Origin of the sequence: Natrinema salaciae (assembly GCF_900110865.1) — an archaeon.
GTDB classification, from domain to species: Archaea; Halobacteriota; Halobacteria; order Halobacteriales; family Natrialbaceae; genus Natrinema; species Natrinema salaciae.
The window spans coordinates 189684-204467 of record NZ_FOFD01000006.1; the positions used below are offsets into that span (position 1 = coordinate 189684).

Annotated in this window: 17 protein-coding genes; 5 read left to right on the plus strand and 12 right to left on the minus strand. The window is 68.7% G+C overall.

The window, feature by feature from the left end; all coding sequences use genetic code 11:
* Positions 1–35: 35 nt before the first annotated feature.
* The gene (locus tag BMX07_RS19355; RefSeq protein WP_090621415.1) at positions 36–1235 is read right to left on the minus strand and encodes a 3-dehydroquinate synthase II; all 1200 of its coding nucleotides are present in this window, start codon (positions 1233–1235) and stop codon (positions 36–38) included.
* A gap of 244 nt (positions 1236–1479) precedes the next feature.
* On the opposite strand from BMX07_RS19355, the gene BMX07_RS19360 reads away from it, so the two are divergent.
* A complete protein-coding gene (locus BMX07_RS19360) occupies positions 1480–2064 on the plus strand; it encodes a hypothetical protein (protein WP_090621167.1) in 585 nt (194 codons plus the stop codon).
* Between the two features lie 75 nt (positions 2065–2139).
* On the opposite strand, the gene BMX07_RS19365 is transcribed toward BMX07_RS19360, so the two are convergent.
* The gene (locus BMX07_RS19365; protein WP_090621169.1) at positions 2140–3027 is read right to left on the minus strand and encodes an HFX_2341 family transcriptional regulator domain-containing protein; all 888 of its coding nucleotides are present in this window, start codon (positions 3025–3027) and stop codon (positions 2140–2142) included.
* A 176-nt stretch (positions 3028–3203) separates the two neighbouring features.
* Here BMX07_RS19365 and BMX07_RS19370 point away from each other — a divergent pair, with 176 nt between their 5' ends.
* Entirely contained in the window at positions 3204–3878 is a 675-nt protein-coding gene (locus BMX07_RS19370; RefSeq protein ID WP_090621171.1) for an HAD family hydrolase, read from the plus strand.
* Positions 3879–3889: 11 nt separating this feature from the next.
* On the opposite strand, the gene BMX07_RS19375 is transcribed toward BMX07_RS19370, so the two are convergent.
* Together BMX07_RS19375 and BMX07_RS19380 are read right to left on the minus strand one after the other, a co-directional pair.
* Positions 3890–4429 (minus strand): hypothetical protein, encoded by a 540-nt coding sequence (locus BMX07_RS19375; RefSeq protein ID WP_175480218.1) that lies wholly within the window; start codon positions 4427–4429, stop codon positions 3890–3892.
* 58 nt (positions 4430–4487) lie between these two features.
* The gene (locus BMX07_RS19380; RefSeq protein WP_090621175.1) at positions 4488–5060 is read right to left on the minus strand and encodes a SprT family zinc-dependent metalloprotease; all 573 of its coding nucleotides are present in this window, start codon (positions 5058–5060) and stop codon (positions 4488–4490) included.
* Between the two features lie 165 nt (positions 5061–5225).
* On the opposite strand from BMX07_RS19380, the gene BMX07_RS19385 reads away from it, so the two are divergent.
* Complete coding sequence (locus tag BMX07_RS19385) at positions 5226–6167, plus strand: cation diffusion facilitator family transporter (protein ID WP_090621177.1); 942 nt, start codon at positions 5226–5228, stop codon at positions 6165–6167.
* Between the two features lie 55 nt (positions 6168–6222).
* Here BMX07_RS19385 and BMX07_RS19390 read toward each other — a convergent pair whose 3' ends face one another.
* From BMX07_RS19390 to trpC, 4 genes are read right to left on the minus strand one after another with little or no spacing between them, the layout of a single operon-like run.
* Positions 6223–7017 (minus strand): 2-amino-3,7-dideoxy-D-threo-hept-6-ulosonate synthase, encoded by a 795-nt coding sequence (locus BMX07_RS19390; RefSeq protein WP_090621180.1) that lies wholly within the window; start codon positions 7015–7017, stop codon positions 6223–6225.
* Positions 7018–7041: 24 nt separating this feature from the next.
* Positions 7042–7923: a tryptophan synthase subunit alpha gene (gene trpA, locus BMX07_RS19395; protein ID WP_090621182.1), complete on the minus strand. Its 882-nt coding sequence runs from the start codon at positions 7921–7923 to the stop codon at positions 7042–7044.
* Positions 7920–9236 (minus strand): tryptophan synthase subunit beta, encoded by a 1317-nt coding sequence (trpB, locus tag BMX07_RS19400; protein WP_090621184.1) that lies wholly within the window; start codon positions 9234–9236, stop codon positions 7920–7922. The genes trpA and trpB overlap by 4 nt, the downstream gene beginning before the upstream one ends.
* A 25-nt stretch (positions 9237–9261) precedes the next feature.
* A complete protein-coding gene (gene trpC / locus BMX07_RS19405) occupies positions 9262–10062 on the minus strand; it encodes an indole-3-glycerol phosphate synthase (protein WP_090621186.1) in 801 nt (266 codons plus the stop codon).
* Between the two features lie 118 nt (positions 10063–10180).
* Here trpC and BMX07_RS19410 point away from each other — a divergent pair, with 118 nt between their 5' ends.
* Positions 10181–10651: an MGMT family protein gene (locus tag BMX07_RS19410; RefSeq protein ID WP_090621188.1), complete on the plus strand. Its 471-nt coding sequence runs from the start codon at positions 10181–10183 to the stop codon at positions 10649–10651.
* A gap of 170 nt (positions 10652–10821) precedes the next feature.
* Here the strand turns inward: BMX07_RS19410 and BMX07_RS19415 are convergent, their stop codons facing one another.
* From BMX07_RS19415 to BMX07_RS19430, 4 genes are read right to left on the minus strand one after another with little or no spacing between them, the layout of a single operon-like run.
* Positions 10822–11415 carry an NUDIX hydrolase gene (locus BMX07_RS19415; protein ID WP_090621190.1) on the minus strand — a complete coding sequence of 198 codons (594 nt, stop codon included), beginning with the start codon at positions 11413–11415 and terminating at the stop codon, positions 10822–10824.
* A complete protein-coding gene (locus BMX07_RS19420; RefSeq protein WP_090621192.1) occupies positions 11412–11909 on the minus strand; it encodes a DUF7109 family protein in 498 nt (165 codons plus the stop codon). The genes BMX07_RS19415 and BMX07_RS19420 overlap by 4 nt, the downstream gene beginning before the upstream one ends.
* A 40-nt stretch (positions 11910–11949) precedes the next feature.
* Positions 11950–13095 carry a glycosyltransferase family protein gene (locus BMX07_RS19425; protein ID WP_090621194.1) on the minus strand — a complete coding sequence of 382 codons (1146 nt, stop codon included), beginning with the start codon at positions 13093–13095 and terminating at the stop codon, positions 11950–11952.
* 50 nt (positions 13096–13145) lie between these two features.
* Entirely contained in the window at positions 13146–14378 is a 1233-nt protein-coding gene (locus BMX07_RS19430; protein WP_217643712.1) for an MFS transporter, read from the minus strand.
* A 139-nt stretch (positions 14379–14517) separates the two neighbouring features.
* On the opposite strand from BMX07_RS19430, the gene BMX07_RS24710 reads away from it, so the two are divergent.
* Entirely contained in the window at positions 14518–14688 is a 171-nt protein-coding gene (locus tag BMX07_RS24710; protein WP_175480219.1) for an HVO_0758 family zinc finger protein, read from the plus strand.
* Positions 14689–14784: the final 96 nt, after the last annotated feature.

Consider the following 14784-nt stretch of genomic DNA (forward strand, 5'->3'; position numbering starts at 1 on the left):
CCGCTGTTAGCAGGCGGAGGGGTCGAGGAAATCAGCTATTTCTCGATAATACTCTCCTCGACGGTCTCGCCGAAGTGCCGCGCCGTGTCCTCGTAGTAGAGCAGGATCTCGTCGCCGACCTCAAGGTCCGTCACCGCCTTTCGCCCCTCGGCGGCGGCGACCTTGATCGTCTCGGCGTTCTGGAGCAGGGTCTCGACGCGGTCGCCGCTCTCGGTCTCGAGGGCGATCCGGAACATCGGCCGCTGTTCGATCTTGACCCGACCGACGATGGCCTCGCGCGTGTTGCCGTCGGTATCGACCACCTGGACCTCGTCGCCGCTGCGGAGCTCCGAGAGGTATTTCGTGCCGCCGTCCGGGGTGCGGACGTAGGCGTGGACCGCGCCCGCGTTGACCCGGAAGGGGCGCGAGGCGACGTACGGCGATTCGGCCGTTTCGCCGTGGACGAAGACCAGCCCGCGACTCATCGAACCGACGAGCATTCCCTCGTCGTGCTCGAGCAGGTTGCCGGTGTCGACGCAGACTCGGTCGGCACTGCCGGCCCGTTCGACGTCGAGGATCTCGGCGTACTCGAGTTCGAGGCGCTCACGCGCGGCCTCGTCGCGCACTTCGACGGTCTTTCGGATCTCGTCGGGGTCGTCGGAGTCGAGCAACACGGCATCCGAGCCGATCTCGAGGGTTTCGAAGGCCGTCTTGGCCTCCTCGGCGCTGGTGACGCCCGCGACGAGGTCGGTCTCCTCGCCGATGCGGGCGATCAGGTTCTCGAGGGGGATGATCGTCCAGTCCTCGCCGATGACGATCGTGTAGTCGGCTTCCTCGGCGGCGGTCTCGGCGAAGCGTTCGTACTCCGTGCCCAGGATCCGGACGTACGCGCCGCGGTCGAACTCGCCGTCCCGGCGCAACGTCGAGAGATCCGCCGAACCCGAGAAGTCCTCGGGGAGGTCGATCGTGGCGTCACCCTCCCCGTCTTTCCCGACGACGACCGCGTCCGCCTGCGCGGCCGGATCGTCGTCGCTCTCGTCGGACTCGGCGGCGTCGATGTCGTCGACCAGGGTCACGTCCCCGTCGGTCCGAAACGCCGCGACGTTGATATCGCCGAGTTCGCGGACGCGTTCGACGTCCTCCTCGTCGACCAGTACCCAGTCTACACCCGCCTCGAGCGCGGCGGTGATCCGCGCCCGGCGGTCGTCCCAGTCGCCGACGGTGTCGTCGGCTTTTACCCAGACAGATCGCGTCATGAATCGACCGTCGAAGGGAACCGGCTTGAACGTGGCGAATCGGGCAGGGGCGACGGCCCGGTCGGCACCCACGCGAACCGATCGGGGTCCGCTCGCCGGTTTCCGAACTCGTCGTTACTGTCTCTACTGAATAGATTATGTCAACACCCTCGCCAGTAGCAAAAGGGCCGACAGTCACGAAAGTAACGAAAGTACTGATACCTTCTCAGAAGTTGATAATATAGGGCCGGGCGATCGTTCGCATATGGGTCAGCGCCACCTCGAGACGGACGCCGAACTGTCGATCGACTGCGCCGCCTCCCGGCTCGAGATGGATCCCGCGGCCGACATCGCCCGGGCGGCGTTCGAGCACGCGGGCGAGCTGGCGGCCCTCGAGTACGGCCGGTCGGCGGCCGTGCTGGGAGCCCTCCGGCTCGCCGCTCGCCGCACCGACGTCCGCGCCCTCGACCACGACCGGCTCGCGGACGCGTTCGACGTCGATCCGGAACGGGTCGTCGCCGCCCACGAGTTGCTGGCACGGCACCTGACGCCGCCCGCGGACGCCGACGAGATCCGCTCGCTGCGGCGGACGCTCATCGTGGCCCAGGAGGTCCTGGCCGCGATCGAGCGCGGCCGCGCCGCTGGCCCCGAGCTTCCGGGCTCGCACCTCGCTGACGCCGCGCCCTTCCTGCTCGCTCGCGCGAGCAGCCACCTCGACTCCCGAACCGACCGCGAGTTCCCGGGGCTCGACGCGGCGGCGCTTCGCGCCCACATCGACCGGCTCGAGGCCGACCTCGAGCTGGCTCGGCTGGGAACGAAACTGTACGCCCTGGTCCACGACGGGGACTGATCCGTCTTCGGCCCTCCACCTGCCGCACTCGGCCCTCCACCTGCCGCACTCGGCCCGAACCGCACCGGTCCCGCCCTATCGCATCTCGCTGGTCTCGTCGATGAGCTTGTGTCTGAACGCCCGGTAGGCGTTTTCGCCCCGCTCGGTCAGTTCGACCACGCGACGGCGACCGACCGACTCGATCGTGACATAGCCGTCCTCGGCGAGCGGCTCGAGGACGTGGGTATCGAGCACTCGAAACGCGCCCTTGTCCTCCCCGGTGTGTTCGTCGGGCGAGCGGCGATCGGCCATGAAGGAGAGTTCGCGATCCCTGGCGTACTCGATGAGATCCTTCTTCTTCGGCGGTGCCGTCCGATCGTCGTGGAACCCGTCCCACGCGCCGGGGTCGGAGAGAAACTCCATGATCGCGACCTGCTCGCGCGTCGGCGACTCGATCGGATAGGTCGGGACCTCCTCGATCTCGTCGACGCCGGCTGAAATCGGCTCGGTCGTCCCCTCGTGGGCGTACGTTCTGGGTTCGACGTAGTAGGCGTGAGCGTCCGTCGAGACGTCCATGCACGCGATCGTCGCGCCGATCGCCGGGATCGTGCCGGCCCCGGAGACGTTGACGTACACCTGATCGTCCGCGTGCACGTCGGCGATCGTCGTCACCTCGCCGAGGACGGCGTAGACGTCCGTCAGATCGCACTCCCTGGTCCGAACCTCGGGGACGATCGACTCGAGTTCGTCGCACAACTCGTCGTGGTACGCGGCCCTCGCCGTCGCGTTCCGCTCGGTGCTTCGACCGTCGGGCTCGCCCCGCTCGTCGCCGTCCGGTTCCTCCGGTTCCGCCGACTCCTCGCCGGCGGCGCGCTCGTCCTCGAGGAGATAGACCAGATCGGCCCGCTGGTTCCGTATCGGCTCGAGGATCCGATCGAACTCGTACCCCAGCGGCGTGACGTGAACTCGCTTGACGACCTCCATACACCGAGAGGCGTGTCAGTAAAAATAACTGCTGCGGAATCGCCGGTCCGGCTCGAACCGGATCACCGGCTCGAGGGTCGCGGTGCCCCGGGGGGCCGGCAGTCACGCCGACGCTCGGCGGAGCGGTCTCGGCTCGGCGAAACGTTGACCACGCCGGCTCCGCTAGAAGGGGACAGATGGCCGCCTACGACGCGATCTGTTTCGATCTCGATGCGACCCTCTGCGAGTCGACCCAGGACGCCGGGACGGTGCTCGAGTCGGCGTTCGAGCACGCCGGTTGCGAGCCGTTCTGTACGCCGGCGGATCTGCGTGCCGCCGTGCCCGAGCTGCCGACCGCGGAGACGGACCGCGAGTTCTACGACCACCTCTTTACCGAAGTCGCACGCCGTGCCGGCGCGGACCCCGCGACCGCGCCCCCGCTCGCCGCGGCGTACCTCGAGTCGCGGGATCCGACCGCCGTCGCGTTTCGTCCGGGAGCGAAAGCCGCGCTCGAGCGCGCCCGCGATCTGGCCCGTGTCGGCCTCATCACGAACGGCGGACGGGAGACGCAGACGCGGAAACTCCGGGCGCTGGAGATCGAGGACGCGTTCGACGCCCGGGTCTTCACGGAGCCGAGCGCCGGCATTTTCCCGAAGCCGGACGCGGCACCGTTCGAGCGCGCGCTCGCCGAACTCGAGGCCGCGCCGGACGCGTCGATCCACGTCGGCGACTCGCTCCACGCCGACGTCGCCGGTGCCAACGCGATGGGACTCGATTCGGCCTGGCTCGATCCCGGCCGCGACGACGGGCCCCGCGGGCACGAACCGACCTACGAACTCGCCTCGCTCGAGGCGTTCGAGACGATCGTCTAGCCGTCCCGCTCCTATTGGTCCGGCAAGAGATCCGTGTGGACCACGGCACGATACTGGGTGTCGGTTCCTTCCTCGAGTCGCTTGAGCAGCGCCGCCGCGTTCGGGAAGCTCTCGGGGAGCTCGAACGCGTCGGCCTCGTCGTCGTCGCGTTGCTTGCAGAGTTTGACGAACGCCACCAGCGCGTCGTAGGTCTCCTCGCGGGCGTACACCACGCCGATATCCCGCTCGAGGTCCTCGCGCCAGCGTTCGATGATGGGTTCGGTCGCGCGACGCGGTCGCCGCATCCGCTCGGCCAGTTCCTCAGTGTCGATATCGAGATTCCCGTCTCCCGTTACGCCCTCGAATGCCGCCTGCAGGTCGTCGGACTCCGCCTTAAGCGGCGGGGCGTCCGCTTCCGCCTCGAGCAACGCAGCGACGGCGTCGACTTCCTCGCGGCGGACCGCGACGGGATAGACGAAGTCGTGCGTCTCCTTCGGCAGCGTGTACGACTTCGCCGCGACGCCCTGCTCGCCGGGACCGGACGACCCCAGCATTAGATCGAGTATTCCCATACCCGAAACAGGTATCGTGAGTCGAATAAGCCTTCCGCGCGAGCCTCGACGTCCCGCGTCACCACTTCTCGCCGAGGGCCGCCTTCGCGCCGCCGTAGCCGCTCGCGTCCGTCCACGTCCGTCCGCTCTCGACGTGTTCGACCTCGTAGACGCCGCCGCAGTCCCCACAGCGGTACCGATCGGGCGACTTCACCGGCTTCGACGCGCGGTGGCGGTTCGCCTGCCAGTCGCAGCCGGTCGCCCGACACCGGAGGACGTACCGCGGCTCCGCGAACGCCTCGCAGTGGCGCGGGGCCTCGAGCGCCGCGGCACGCTCGCGAAACCGGTCGCCGTGGCCGGACTCGCCGAACCGCTGGAACTCCCAGGCGTGGACGAGTTCGTGGCGGACGATTCCCGCGAACGCCGGCCAGTCGTACCGCTCGTACGCGCGCCGGGCGAGGACGATCGTCGCCACGTCGCGGTCCGCGTCCCACCGGCAGCAGCCCGCCCGCCGGCGCGCCCGCGACGAGACCGCCCATTCGACGGCCCCGAGGTCGACCGGAAGCCGGTCGTCCGCGACGACCTCGCGGGCGTGAATCCGCGCCCGAGCGACGATCTCGTCCGCGAGCGTGAGTTCGTCTCGGTCGGTCACGGACTCGAGATGGGGGACGGACCCCGAATTTCTTCCGGTCGCTCGACCGGCGGGAACCGCGGTCGGTTTATTAACTCTCGACCGGATTTTTGCTACAGTTAATACAGAAAACCCCGTGTTATAGCAGTCGAATTAATAAGTACGAGCTCTCGAGTTCGACGTACGATGAGTCGTTCCGAGTCAGCGAACGCGCACGACGATCACGGCCACGGTCACGGCCACAGCCACGGTGGGGAGTCGACCAGCAGCCGCAAGCTCGCTGCCGTCTCGCTCATCAATATCGTCGGCTTCCTCGTCGAACTCGGGGGCGGGCTGCTGTTCGGCTCGGTCGCGCTGATCAGCGACGCCGTCCACATGCTGTTCGACGCGCTCGCGTACGTGATGGCCTTCGCTGCCGCCCACGTCGCGGAACGCTACGGCGACGGCGACCGCTGGTCGTACGGCCTCCACCGCCTCGAGCCATTCGCCGCCTTCCTCAACGGGCTGTTGCTCCTGCCGATGGTCGGCTTCATCCTCTGGGAGTCCTATCAGCGGTTTCTGGACCCCGTCGCTATCGGGACCGGTCCGACGATCGCCATCGCGACGGGCGGCTTGCTGGTCAACCTCGGCTCGGTCTTCGTCCTCCACGGCGACGCGATGAGTCTGAACGAGAAGGGCGCGTTCTACCACCTGCTCGGCGACGCCGGCGGTTCGGTCGCCGTCATCGTCTCCGTGATCGCCATCGAACTCACCGGCGTCCGCGCCATCGATCCGCTCGCCGCGGCGCTGATCGCCGCCGTCGTGACCTGGTCGGCGATCGCGGTCCTCCGCGGCAGCGGCGAGATTTTCTTCCTCAAGACGCCGCTCGAGAGCGAGGTCATCCGGTCGCACATCGCCGAGATAGCGGGCGTCGACCGAGTGGACGACTTCCACGCCTGGCAGATCTGCAGCCAGATTACGGTCGCGACGGTCCACGTCGAAACGGGCGTCGAGACGATGGCGGACGCCGAGGCCGTCGTCGGTCGCGTCCACGACGAACTCGCCCACCACGGCGTCGATCACGCCACCGTCGAGCTGTCTCCCCACTACGCCGACCGCGACGTGTACCTCGATACGCATTGCCACTGAGGGCGGAAGCCGACGGCTCTCGGGCGGTCGAACGCTGCGGGAGGGAAACCGAGAATTAGGCCTCGAGCGCCAGCCCCGCTTCGGCCAGCGCCTCGTCGGTCGAGAGATCCTCGTGGACGACGCCGGCGACCGCTCGCGCGATGGCTTCGGGGTTCTCGTGCTGGAAGATCGAACGGCCCATGGAGACGCCCGCACCGCCGGCGTCCATGACGCCGCGGACCATTTCGATCGTCTCGCGGTCGGACCCCTTCGAGCCGCCCGCGATGACGACCGGGAGCCGGGTCGACTCGACGACGTGCTGGAAGCTCTCCGCGTCGCCGCTGTAGCCGGTCTTCACGATGTCGGCACCCAGTTCCTCGGCGAGCCGGACCGCGTGGCCGAGCGACTCGGCGTCCTCGGAATCGACGCCGGGGCCGCGAGCGTAGGCCATCGCGAGCACCGGAATCCCGAACCGCTTGGCCCGTTCGGTGACCTCCGAGAGCTGGCTGATCTGGCCGGGTTCGTGATCCGAGCCGACGTTGATGTGGAAGGAGACGGCGTCGGCACCGACCCGGATGGCCTCCTCGACGCTCCCGGTCATTCGCTTGTCCTGCTCGTCCGGGCCGATCGTGGTCGAGCCGTTGAGGTGGACGATGTAACCCTTCCCGTTCTTGTTCTCGTGGACGCGGGGTGCGACGCCCTTCTGCGTGAGAACCGCGTCCGCACCACCGCTGGTCACGCCGTCGATCGTCGCTTCGATGTCTTTCAGCCCCTGGACGGCACCCATCGTGATGCCGTGGTCCATGGGGACGATTACGTACGATCCGTCTGTCCCGATTCGTTCGAGTCGTGCGTCAATTCCTGTGGTCATTGCGGGAGTGTAGCAAGCTTGCAGTTATGGCTGTTCTGGTTCCGGTGCATCTTCCGGATCGACCGTTACGGTCTCCGCACCGCGGCGTGCGCCCCGTTTGAGCTCGCGGGCTTTGGCCTCGAGTCGGTCGACCGCCGCGTCCGGCGTCTCGCTCGAGGCGATGATGTCGACGAGCGCGCTGCCGACGATGACGCCGTCGGCGCCCGCTTCGACGATTTCGGCCGCGTGGTCGCCCTCGCTGACGCCGAAGCCGACGGCCTTGGGCACGTCGTACGTCGACAGCCGCTCGAGGCTGTCGTGGGTCGCCGTCGAGACGTTCGCTCGCGCACCGGTCGTCCCGAGGCGAGCCTGGACGTACGCGAACCCGGACACCTGCGACATGATGGCGTCCAGCCGCTCGCCCTCGGTCGTCGGCGCGACGATGAAGACGAGATCGAGCCCGTGGGCGTCGCAGGCCTCGCGCAGCGGGGCCGCCTCCTCGGCGGGCAGGTCGGGAACGATGATCCCCGAGAGGCCGGCCTCGGCGGCGCGCTCGACGAACGGCCGTACGTCCGGCTCCGAACCGTACTGCAGGATCATGTTGTAGTACGTCATCACCAGCAGCGGCGCCTCGGTCTCGAGGCCGTCGACCAGCTCGAAGAAGCCCTCGGGGGTCGTCCCGGCCTCGAGCGCGCGGTTGATCGCGGCCTGGATCGTCTGCCCCTCGGCGATCGGCTCCGAGAACGGCAGCCCGAGTTCGATCAGGTCCGAGCCGCCACGGTCGAGGGCCTCGACGTACGCCTTCGTGTCCTCGAGCGACGGATCGCCCGCGGTGATGTAGGTGATCAGCGCCGGGCGGTCCTCGCGGATGGCGGCTTCGACGTCGCTGCCGTGCTCCTCGCTCTCCGCTCGACTCTCGCGGGTCATCCGTCGAACACCTCCACGTCCGGCGCGGCCTCGAGATCGCGTTTTTCGGTCTCCTCGAGCACGGTCTCCAGGTCCTTGTCGCCGCGTCCGGAGACGTTGACGACGACGAGGTCGCCGAGGTCGTCGTCAACGTCTCGCGGGGTTTGTCCGCTCGACGTTTCCGCGACGGGTCCCGCCGCGCGCTCGAGATAGCCCAGCGCGTGACTCGACTCGAGCGCGGGAATGATCCCCTCGAGTCGCGAGAGCCGGTGGAAGCCGTCGAGCGCGGCCTCGTCGTCGACGCTCGCGGGCGTGACCCGCCCCGTCTCGACGAGGTGCGAGAGCTCCGGGCCGACGCCGGCGTAGTCCAGCCCTGCGCTGACGCTGTGTGACTCCATGATCTGGCCGTCCTCGCTCTGGAGGAGCTTCGTCATCGCGCCGTGGAGGACGCCGTCGGTGCCCGTCGAGAGCGTCGCGGAGTTGGGTGCGAGGCCCGCCGTTTCGTCGATCTCGAGGCTCGAGCCGCCGGCCTCGACGGCGTAGAGGTCCACCTCCTCGTCCGGCACGAACGCGTGGAAAGTGCCCATCGTGTTCGAGCCGCCGCCGGCGCAGGCGACCACGCTGTCGGGGAGCCGTCCGGCCGTCGCCTGGATCTGCTCGCGGATTTCGTCGCCGATGACCGACTGGAAGTCCCGGACCATCTTCGGGAACGGGTGCGGGCCGACGACCGAGCCGATCACGTAGTGGGTTCGCTCGACGGTGGTCGCCCAGTCGCGCATCGTCTCGTTGATCGCCTCCTTCAGGGTGCCGCTGCCGGCCTCGACGGGATTCACCTCGGCCCCGTTCATCCGCATGCGGTAGACGTTGGGGCGCTGGCGGTTGACGTCCGTCCGGCCCATGTAGATCTCGCAGGGCATGTCGAGGTGGGCCGCGGCCATCGCCGTCGCGGTGCCGTGTTGCCCGGCACCGGTCTCGGCGATGATCCGCTCTTTGCCCATGTACTTGGCCAGCAGTACCTGTCCGAGTGCATTGTTCAGCTTGTGGGCACCGCCGTGGAGGAGGTCCTCGCGCTTGAGGTAGATCTCGCGGTCGTAGCGCTCGCTCAGCCGGTCCGCGCGCTGGAGCGGCGTCGGCCGCCCGCCGAAGTCTCGCATCCGCTCGTGGAACTCGTCCAGGAATCCGTCCTCGTTCTCGAGGACGTACCGCTCGTAGGCGTCCTCGAGTTCCTGCAGGGCCGGCATCAGCGCCTCGGGGACGTACTGGCCGCCGTAGTCGCCGAACGTGCCCGTCCGTTCGGAGTCGTGCTCGTCGCCGCGTTCGTGTTCCGTGCTCATGTCTTGGAGTCTCCGTCGTACTCGCTCATGTCGTTTCCTCCGTCGTCGATTCGGCCGATTCCGCTCGCGTGAGCCGTCGCGTGTTCTCGGTCACGTCGCTGTCGCCCGCGCCGTGGTCCATGACGGCGCTCCCGACCAGGAGGGCGTCGGCACCCGCCTTGCGCATCCGTCGCACGTCGGCCGGCGACGACACCCCGCTCTCGGCGATCAGCGTCACGTCGGCCGGAGCGTGGGGGGCGACGGACTCGAACGTTTCGAGGTCGACCTCGAGTCGCGCCAGATCGCGGTTGTTCACCCCGATGATCTCCGCGCCCGCCGCGAGCGCGGCCTCGAGTTCCGCGCGGTCGTGCACTTCCACGAGGGGTTGAAAGCCGCGCTCGCGGGCCGCGGCGACGAGCGCCTCGAGGTCGTCGACGAACCTGACGATCACCAGCAACAGGTCCGCCGCGACGACATCCATCCCCGGTTCGTCGAGGACGAAGTCCTTGCGCAGGACCGGCACGTCGACGGCCTCCCGGATGCGGGTCAGCGCGTCCGGCGACCCGCCGAAGTGGGTCGGCTCCGTGAGCACCGAAATCGCCGCCGCGCCGCCGTCGACCATCGCCCGCGCGAGTTCGACCGGATCGTCGTCTCGAGTCCCCTCGGCCGTCGGACTCGTCGGTTTCACCTCCGCGATCACTGGGACTCGTCCCTCGGCCTCCGCGTCGGCCAACGCGTCGGACAGCGAGCGCGCGTCGACGTCGATGACGGCGTCACCGCCCGAGCGCTCCCGGGCCGCCTCGAGGATCGACCGCACCGCGGGCGCGAGCTCCGTATCGGAGTTCATTATTGTACATCGACGTACTCATATGTACATAAGGCTTGCGTCCTGGAGACACACGGACCGACGGCCGTCGAGCGCGCGGACCGGCGGCTATTCAAGCCCGGCCCGCCTACGGCGGCCTATGGTCGACGTTACGGACGCCGGAATTTACGCGCGCGAGTCGAACTACCTCGATCGGTACGTTCAGCTCGGAGCCGCCAGCGGGCGGGTCCTGAGCGTCTCCTTCCCCGAGATTCCCGACGACGACGTCGAGGACGAGCACCCGTTCCTGGATCGAATCTTCGAATACCTCGACGGCCTCGAGCCGGTCACCTTCGAGGACGTCCAGATCGCGATGACCATGCCGACCGACCAGCGGGCGGTCCTCGAGGGCGTTCGGGAGATCCCCTACGGGGATCAGGTCACCGTCGAGACGCTCGCCCGGATGACCTCCGGGCTCGACCACGAGGACGACGACGACATCATCCTCGTCCGGACCGCGCTGGACGAGAACCCCGCCCCGCTGCTGATCCCGGACCACCGCGTGCGCGACGGTCCCAGCGCCGCGCCGCCGGACGTCGAACAGAAGCTGCGGTCGCTCGAGGGGTTGTAACCGCGACGACTGCCGCGGTCCGTTCCCGACCGGCCGATCGCTACTGGTGTGGGTTCGGTAGCCGTCCTGCGAGCGGAACGAAGTGATACATCGATCGCGCCTTCGCGCAGTAACACGATGGACCGGCCGGTACACGTCCGACGATCTCGAGCGGATCTGATCGCCGATCGCTAGAAATCCGACCGATCGACCTTCTCGGGCGCTTCGAAATCCGTCGCCAGCTCGAGCAACTGCACCAGAATCCGACCGGTCGCGCCCCAGACGGTGTAGCCGTTCACGTGGAAGTAGTGGATGACGATCTCGCCGTAGTAGGGGTGCGATCGACGCTCGTACTCGTAGTTGTCGGGGTCGAGCAGCCCCGATAGCGGGAGGACGACGATCTCGGCGACCTCGCTCTCCTCGCGGCGGTACGCCCGATCGGGGACGTGGGCGACGAACGGCGTCACGGCGTACTCGGTCACCGTCCGAATGTCGTCGAGCTGGCCGACGACCTCGGCCTCGCTGCGCTCGAGGCCGATCTCCTCGTTGGCCTCCCGGAGCGCGGTCTCGAGGATGCTCTCGTCTTTGGGTTCGGCCCCGCCGCCGGGGAAACTCATCTGGCCGGGGTGTTCGCCGAGGTGGTCCGCCCGGCGGGTGAACAGCAGGTGATCCTCGCCGTCGCGGTCGACGATCGGTGCGAGGACGGCCGCGTCGTACTCCTGATCGTCGATCTCGGTCGGATCGTAGTTCGCGACCGGCTCGAGGGTCAGTCGTCGCGCCGTCATTCCTCGAGCGCGTCCTCCAGCCGCGTCCGTTCGTCGGTGAGATCCACCGGTGCCCACGCCTCGACGTCGTAGCTGACGTCGATCAGGGTCCGAATCCGCTCGGCGTCGGCGGTCTCGACGGCCTCCCCGGCGGCCTCGATCACGCGTTCGCGGGCGGTCCTCCCCAGCGCCTCGCGATCGAGCCGTCGCCGCTCGACGTCGAGAATGTGGGGAACGTCCTCCGCGTGGTCCGGTACCGCGGGAAAGGCCGTCGGGCCGGCGACCAGCAGCGGGTCGCCGTCCGCGGTCGACGGCGAGTCCTCGTCGCCGGAATCGTACCGAACGAGCGCGAACGACTCGACTGCGTCGTCGATGGCCGCCTCGAGGGCCCCGTCGTCGACTGACTGCCCGTCGGCCCGGTAGGCGGCCTCGGCGAGCGCCCGCTCGAGTTCCGCGCGGGTCAACCCCCCGAAGAGGTCGACCACGCCGGCCAGTTCGTCGGCGGTCGCATCCATACGGAGTCCAACGGCGGGTGATGGGATTAGTCTTTAGTCTTTAGCCTTGGGAGCGCGAGCCGAGTCGCCGGTCCCGCCACGGCCGGGCGGCCGCGAGCACGTCGCTCGGGGCGAACGGGGCATCGATCCACCGCGGCAGTCGCGTATCCGGCCCCGGCGGGGCGATCGATTCGGCGTAGCGGGCCACCTGATCCCGTTCGGCCGCCGGCTCGTACTCGAGCCCGTTGAACGCCGCGTCGGCGTGATACTGGTCGATCAGCTCCGCACCGACGGCCCGGTACCGCTCGGGGAGCGTCGCGTACTCGAGGGCGACGCCGTGTTCCTCGAGGACGCGAAGGAGCGCGGCGGCGACTTCGCGACTCATTCCCTCGAGGCCGGCGTCGCCGGCGACCGCGCGGTGGTCGTGTTCGTGGCGGCCGAGGTCAACCTGTGCGGTCCCCTCGAAGCCGGCGAGCGCGTAGGCGTCGCCGAGCGTTCCGACCTCGAGCCCCCACGCGCGCGGTGCACGAAGCCGCCGCGCGAGACGGGCAGTCGCGGCGAACTCGCCAGCCAGCGCGTACCGGAACGCGCCGAGGTAGTCCACGATCGGCGCGTCGTGGGCGTCCGCGAGCGCCCGGAGCAGCGGTTCGTAGAACAGGCGGAAGAGTCGGCCGTAGAGCCGGCCCCGCTCGACGCGGGCGTAGTACCCCTTCGAAAACTCGAAGTCCATCGTCAGCGGCGCGAGGAGGCGGCGGACGTGTGCGGCCTCGTAACTGCGCGCGTCGGCGTCGTGGACGACGACGGCGTCGGCGACGGCGGCGGCGGGGCCGAGCGCCAGCCAGACGTCTCGGCCCTTGCCGAACTGGCCTCCCAGTCCCGCCTCGGCGAGCAAGGCGTCGACGGCGGGCGCGTTACACCAGAGGACGCGCGTCGGCAGGGCGAAGGTGTCGAGCCAGTCCCGGAACGGACCGATGCGGTCGGGATCGGCGCGGACGGGGACGAAGACCGCGGCCGGCGCTGGCTCGAGACGCTCGAGTTCCTCGAGGACGCGCTCGGCCGCGGGGCTCTCGTACTCGCGGCCGGTCATCGGGACGACGACGGCCGTCTCGGCGACCGCGCGGGCGGCGTCGTGGGCGAGGCCGCCCCTCGTCCTCCCGTCGCCGCCGAACTCGTGGAGCGTCGCGATCCGCTCCTGGACGTACTCCATCGGTGTGGTGTTCGAGCGGACCGGTAAAACGGCCACGGATGCGGCCAGATCTACTGTCGGCGGTTACCGTTCGCGCCCGTCGGAAGGCGGCCCGCAGCGGTGAGGACGACCAGGACGACCAACACCGCGCCGATGCCGGCGGCGAGGAGCCGAAAGGAGTTGTCGAAGGAGATGCCGGCGTCGATCATCGCTCCCAGGATCGCGCTCCCGGTGGCCTGGATCGGCATCATCACGCCGCTGAACAGCGCGTACGCGCTCGCGCGGTTCTCGTCCGGGACGGACGCGAGGATGTACGTGTCGGAGGCGGGGAAGATACTGTGGATGATGTATCCCATGAGCACCGTCACGGCGAGGATCGCCGCCGTTCCCTCGACGATCGTCAGTGCGAGGACGGCACAGAGGAACGCGCCGACGATCGCGAGCAGGAGCGGGAGGAACCGAACCCGGTCGGCGATCCAGCCGGTAACGGCGAACGCGGGGACGCCGGCCAGAAAGAGCAGCGTCAGGACCGCTCGGGAACCCCCCTCGGAGAACCCCTTGACTTCGACGAGGTAGGTCACGTAGAAGTTGAAGACACCGTTCCAGACCAGCGTCGCCGCGCCGACGACGGCGACGCCCGTCGCGACGATCGGCCACTGGCGACGGACGGCACCGAGGAGATCCCGATCCCGTTTCCCGGCGTCCGGCAGGGTCGCCCGTTTCGCGACGACGAAGAGGACGACCGTCGACGCGACCGCCGCGACTGCGATCGCGAGAAAGAGCGCGCGCCAGGCCGCGATCGGCCACGCGACCGCGAAGAACGCCCCGACCAGCAGCGGGGCGACCACCGCGGCCGTCTGGCTCGCGGTTCCGTGGACGCCGATCGCGCGCCCGATCCGCGACGGGTACAGTTCGCTGACGAGCGGGTTCGCCGCCACGAAGTATGCGCTGCTGGCGATCCCCATACAGAGCGCGCCGACGTAGAGCACCTCGAGACTCCGCGCGGTGGCCGCGAACGCCGATCCGGCGGCCAACAGCCCGCCTGACGCGAGGATCAGCCAGTGGCGGGGCAGCCGCGTGAGGAGATAGCCCGTCGGAATCTGGAGCGCCGCGGCTCCGAGCCAGGCCAGCGTCGCCAGCAGGCCGACGGCGGCCGCGCTCGCGCCGAACGTCGTCCGGAACGGCTCCAGCAGCGGTGCGTAGATCACGCGGCCGAGGTTGACCAGAAAGACCATCGCACACAGCGTCCCGAAAACGCCCGTTCGACCGGTGTGCCGTCGTCGCCCGCTCGCCCTCTCGTTCACAGTGTCGCTGTCTCGGCGACCGTTTCAACCCTTCCGAATTCCGTCGAGCGGCTACGTGATAGTCGTACGATATGTACGCCCGACGCGAAATTCGAAAAAGCACCGGTCTTTTTCTTCCCCTCCTTCTTACAGGGTGAACATGAAATCAGTCCGGAAGGCACTCCGCAACGGCGAACTCGAGAAGGACACGTACGACCGACTCGTCTGTGGTGAGTGCGAGAAGCCGCTGAAGACCGAAAACGACCCGGACGAGATCAAGACGGTCCGGATCTGTCCGGACTGCGCGTCCGAGTGGAAGGAGATTCGCTAGACGGATCGTCGGGTTCGCCGGGTGGATCGTCGGTGTCGGTGTCGGTGTCGAGGTCCCGCCTCGAGCCGTCGTGCCAGCCGTTACTTTTTCCCGACG

Bases quoted from the DNA above. Each gene is read 5' to 3' on its own strand.
- BMX07_RS19355 (WP_090621415.1), bottom strand. From the start codon at position 1,235: ATGACGCGATCTGTCTGGGTAAAAGCCGACGACACCGTCGGCGACTGG.
- BMX07_RS19360 (WP_090621167.1), top strand. From the start codon at position 1,480: ATGGGTCAGCGCCACCTCGAGACGGACGCCGAACTGTCGATCGACTGC.
- BMX07_RS19365 (WP_090621169.1), bottom strand. From the start codon at position 3,027: ATGGAGGTCGTCAAGCGAGTTCACGTCACGCCGCTGGGGTACGAGTTC.
- BMX07_RS19370 (WP_090621171.1), top strand. From the start codon at position 3,204: ATGGCCGCCTACGACGCGATCTGTTTCGATCTCGATGCGACCCTCTGC.
- BMX07_RS19375 (WP_175480218.1), bottom strand. From the start codon at position 4,429: ATGGGAATACTCGATCTAATGCTGGGGTCGTCCGGTCCCGGCGAGCAG.
- BMX07_RS19385 (WP_090621177.1), top strand. From the start codon at position 5,226: ATGAGTCGTTCCGAGTCAGCGAACGCGCACGACGATCACGGCCACGGT.
- BMX07_RS19390 (WP_090621180.1), bottom strand. From the start codon at position 7,017: ATGACCACAGGAATTGACGCACGACTCGAACGAATCGGGACAGACGGA.
- trpA (WP_090621182.1), bottom strand. From the start codon at position 7,923: ATGACCCGCGAGAGTCGAGCGGAGAGCGAGGAGCACGGCAGCGACGTC.
- trpB (WP_090621184.1), bottom strand. From the start codon at position 9,236: ATGAGCACGGAACACGAACGCGGCGACGAGCACGACTCCGAACGGACG.
- trpC (WP_090621186.1), bottom strand. From the start codon at position 10,062: ATGAACTCCGATACGGAGCTCGCGCCCGCGGTGCGGTCGATCCTCGAG.
- BMX07_RS19410 (WP_090621188.1), top strand. From the start codon at position 10,181: ATGGTCGACGTTACGGACGCCGGAATTTACGCGCGCGAGTCGAACTAC.
- BMX07_RS19415 (WP_090621190.1), bottom strand. From the start codon at position 11,415: ATGACGGCGCGACGACTGACCCTCGAGCCGGTCGCGAACTACGATCCG.
- BMX07_RS19420 (WP_090621192.1), bottom strand. From the start codon at position 11,909: ATGGATGCGACCGCCGACGAACTGGCCGGCGTGGTCGACCTCTTCGGG.
- BMX07_RS19425 (WP_090621194.1), bottom strand. From the start codon at position 13,095: ATGGAGTACGTCCAGGAGCGGATCGCGACGCTCCACGAGTTCGGCGGC.
- BMX07_RS24710 (WP_175480219.1), top strand. From the start codon at position 14,518: ATGAAATCAGTCCGGAAGGCACTCCGCAACGGCGAACTCGAGAAGGAC.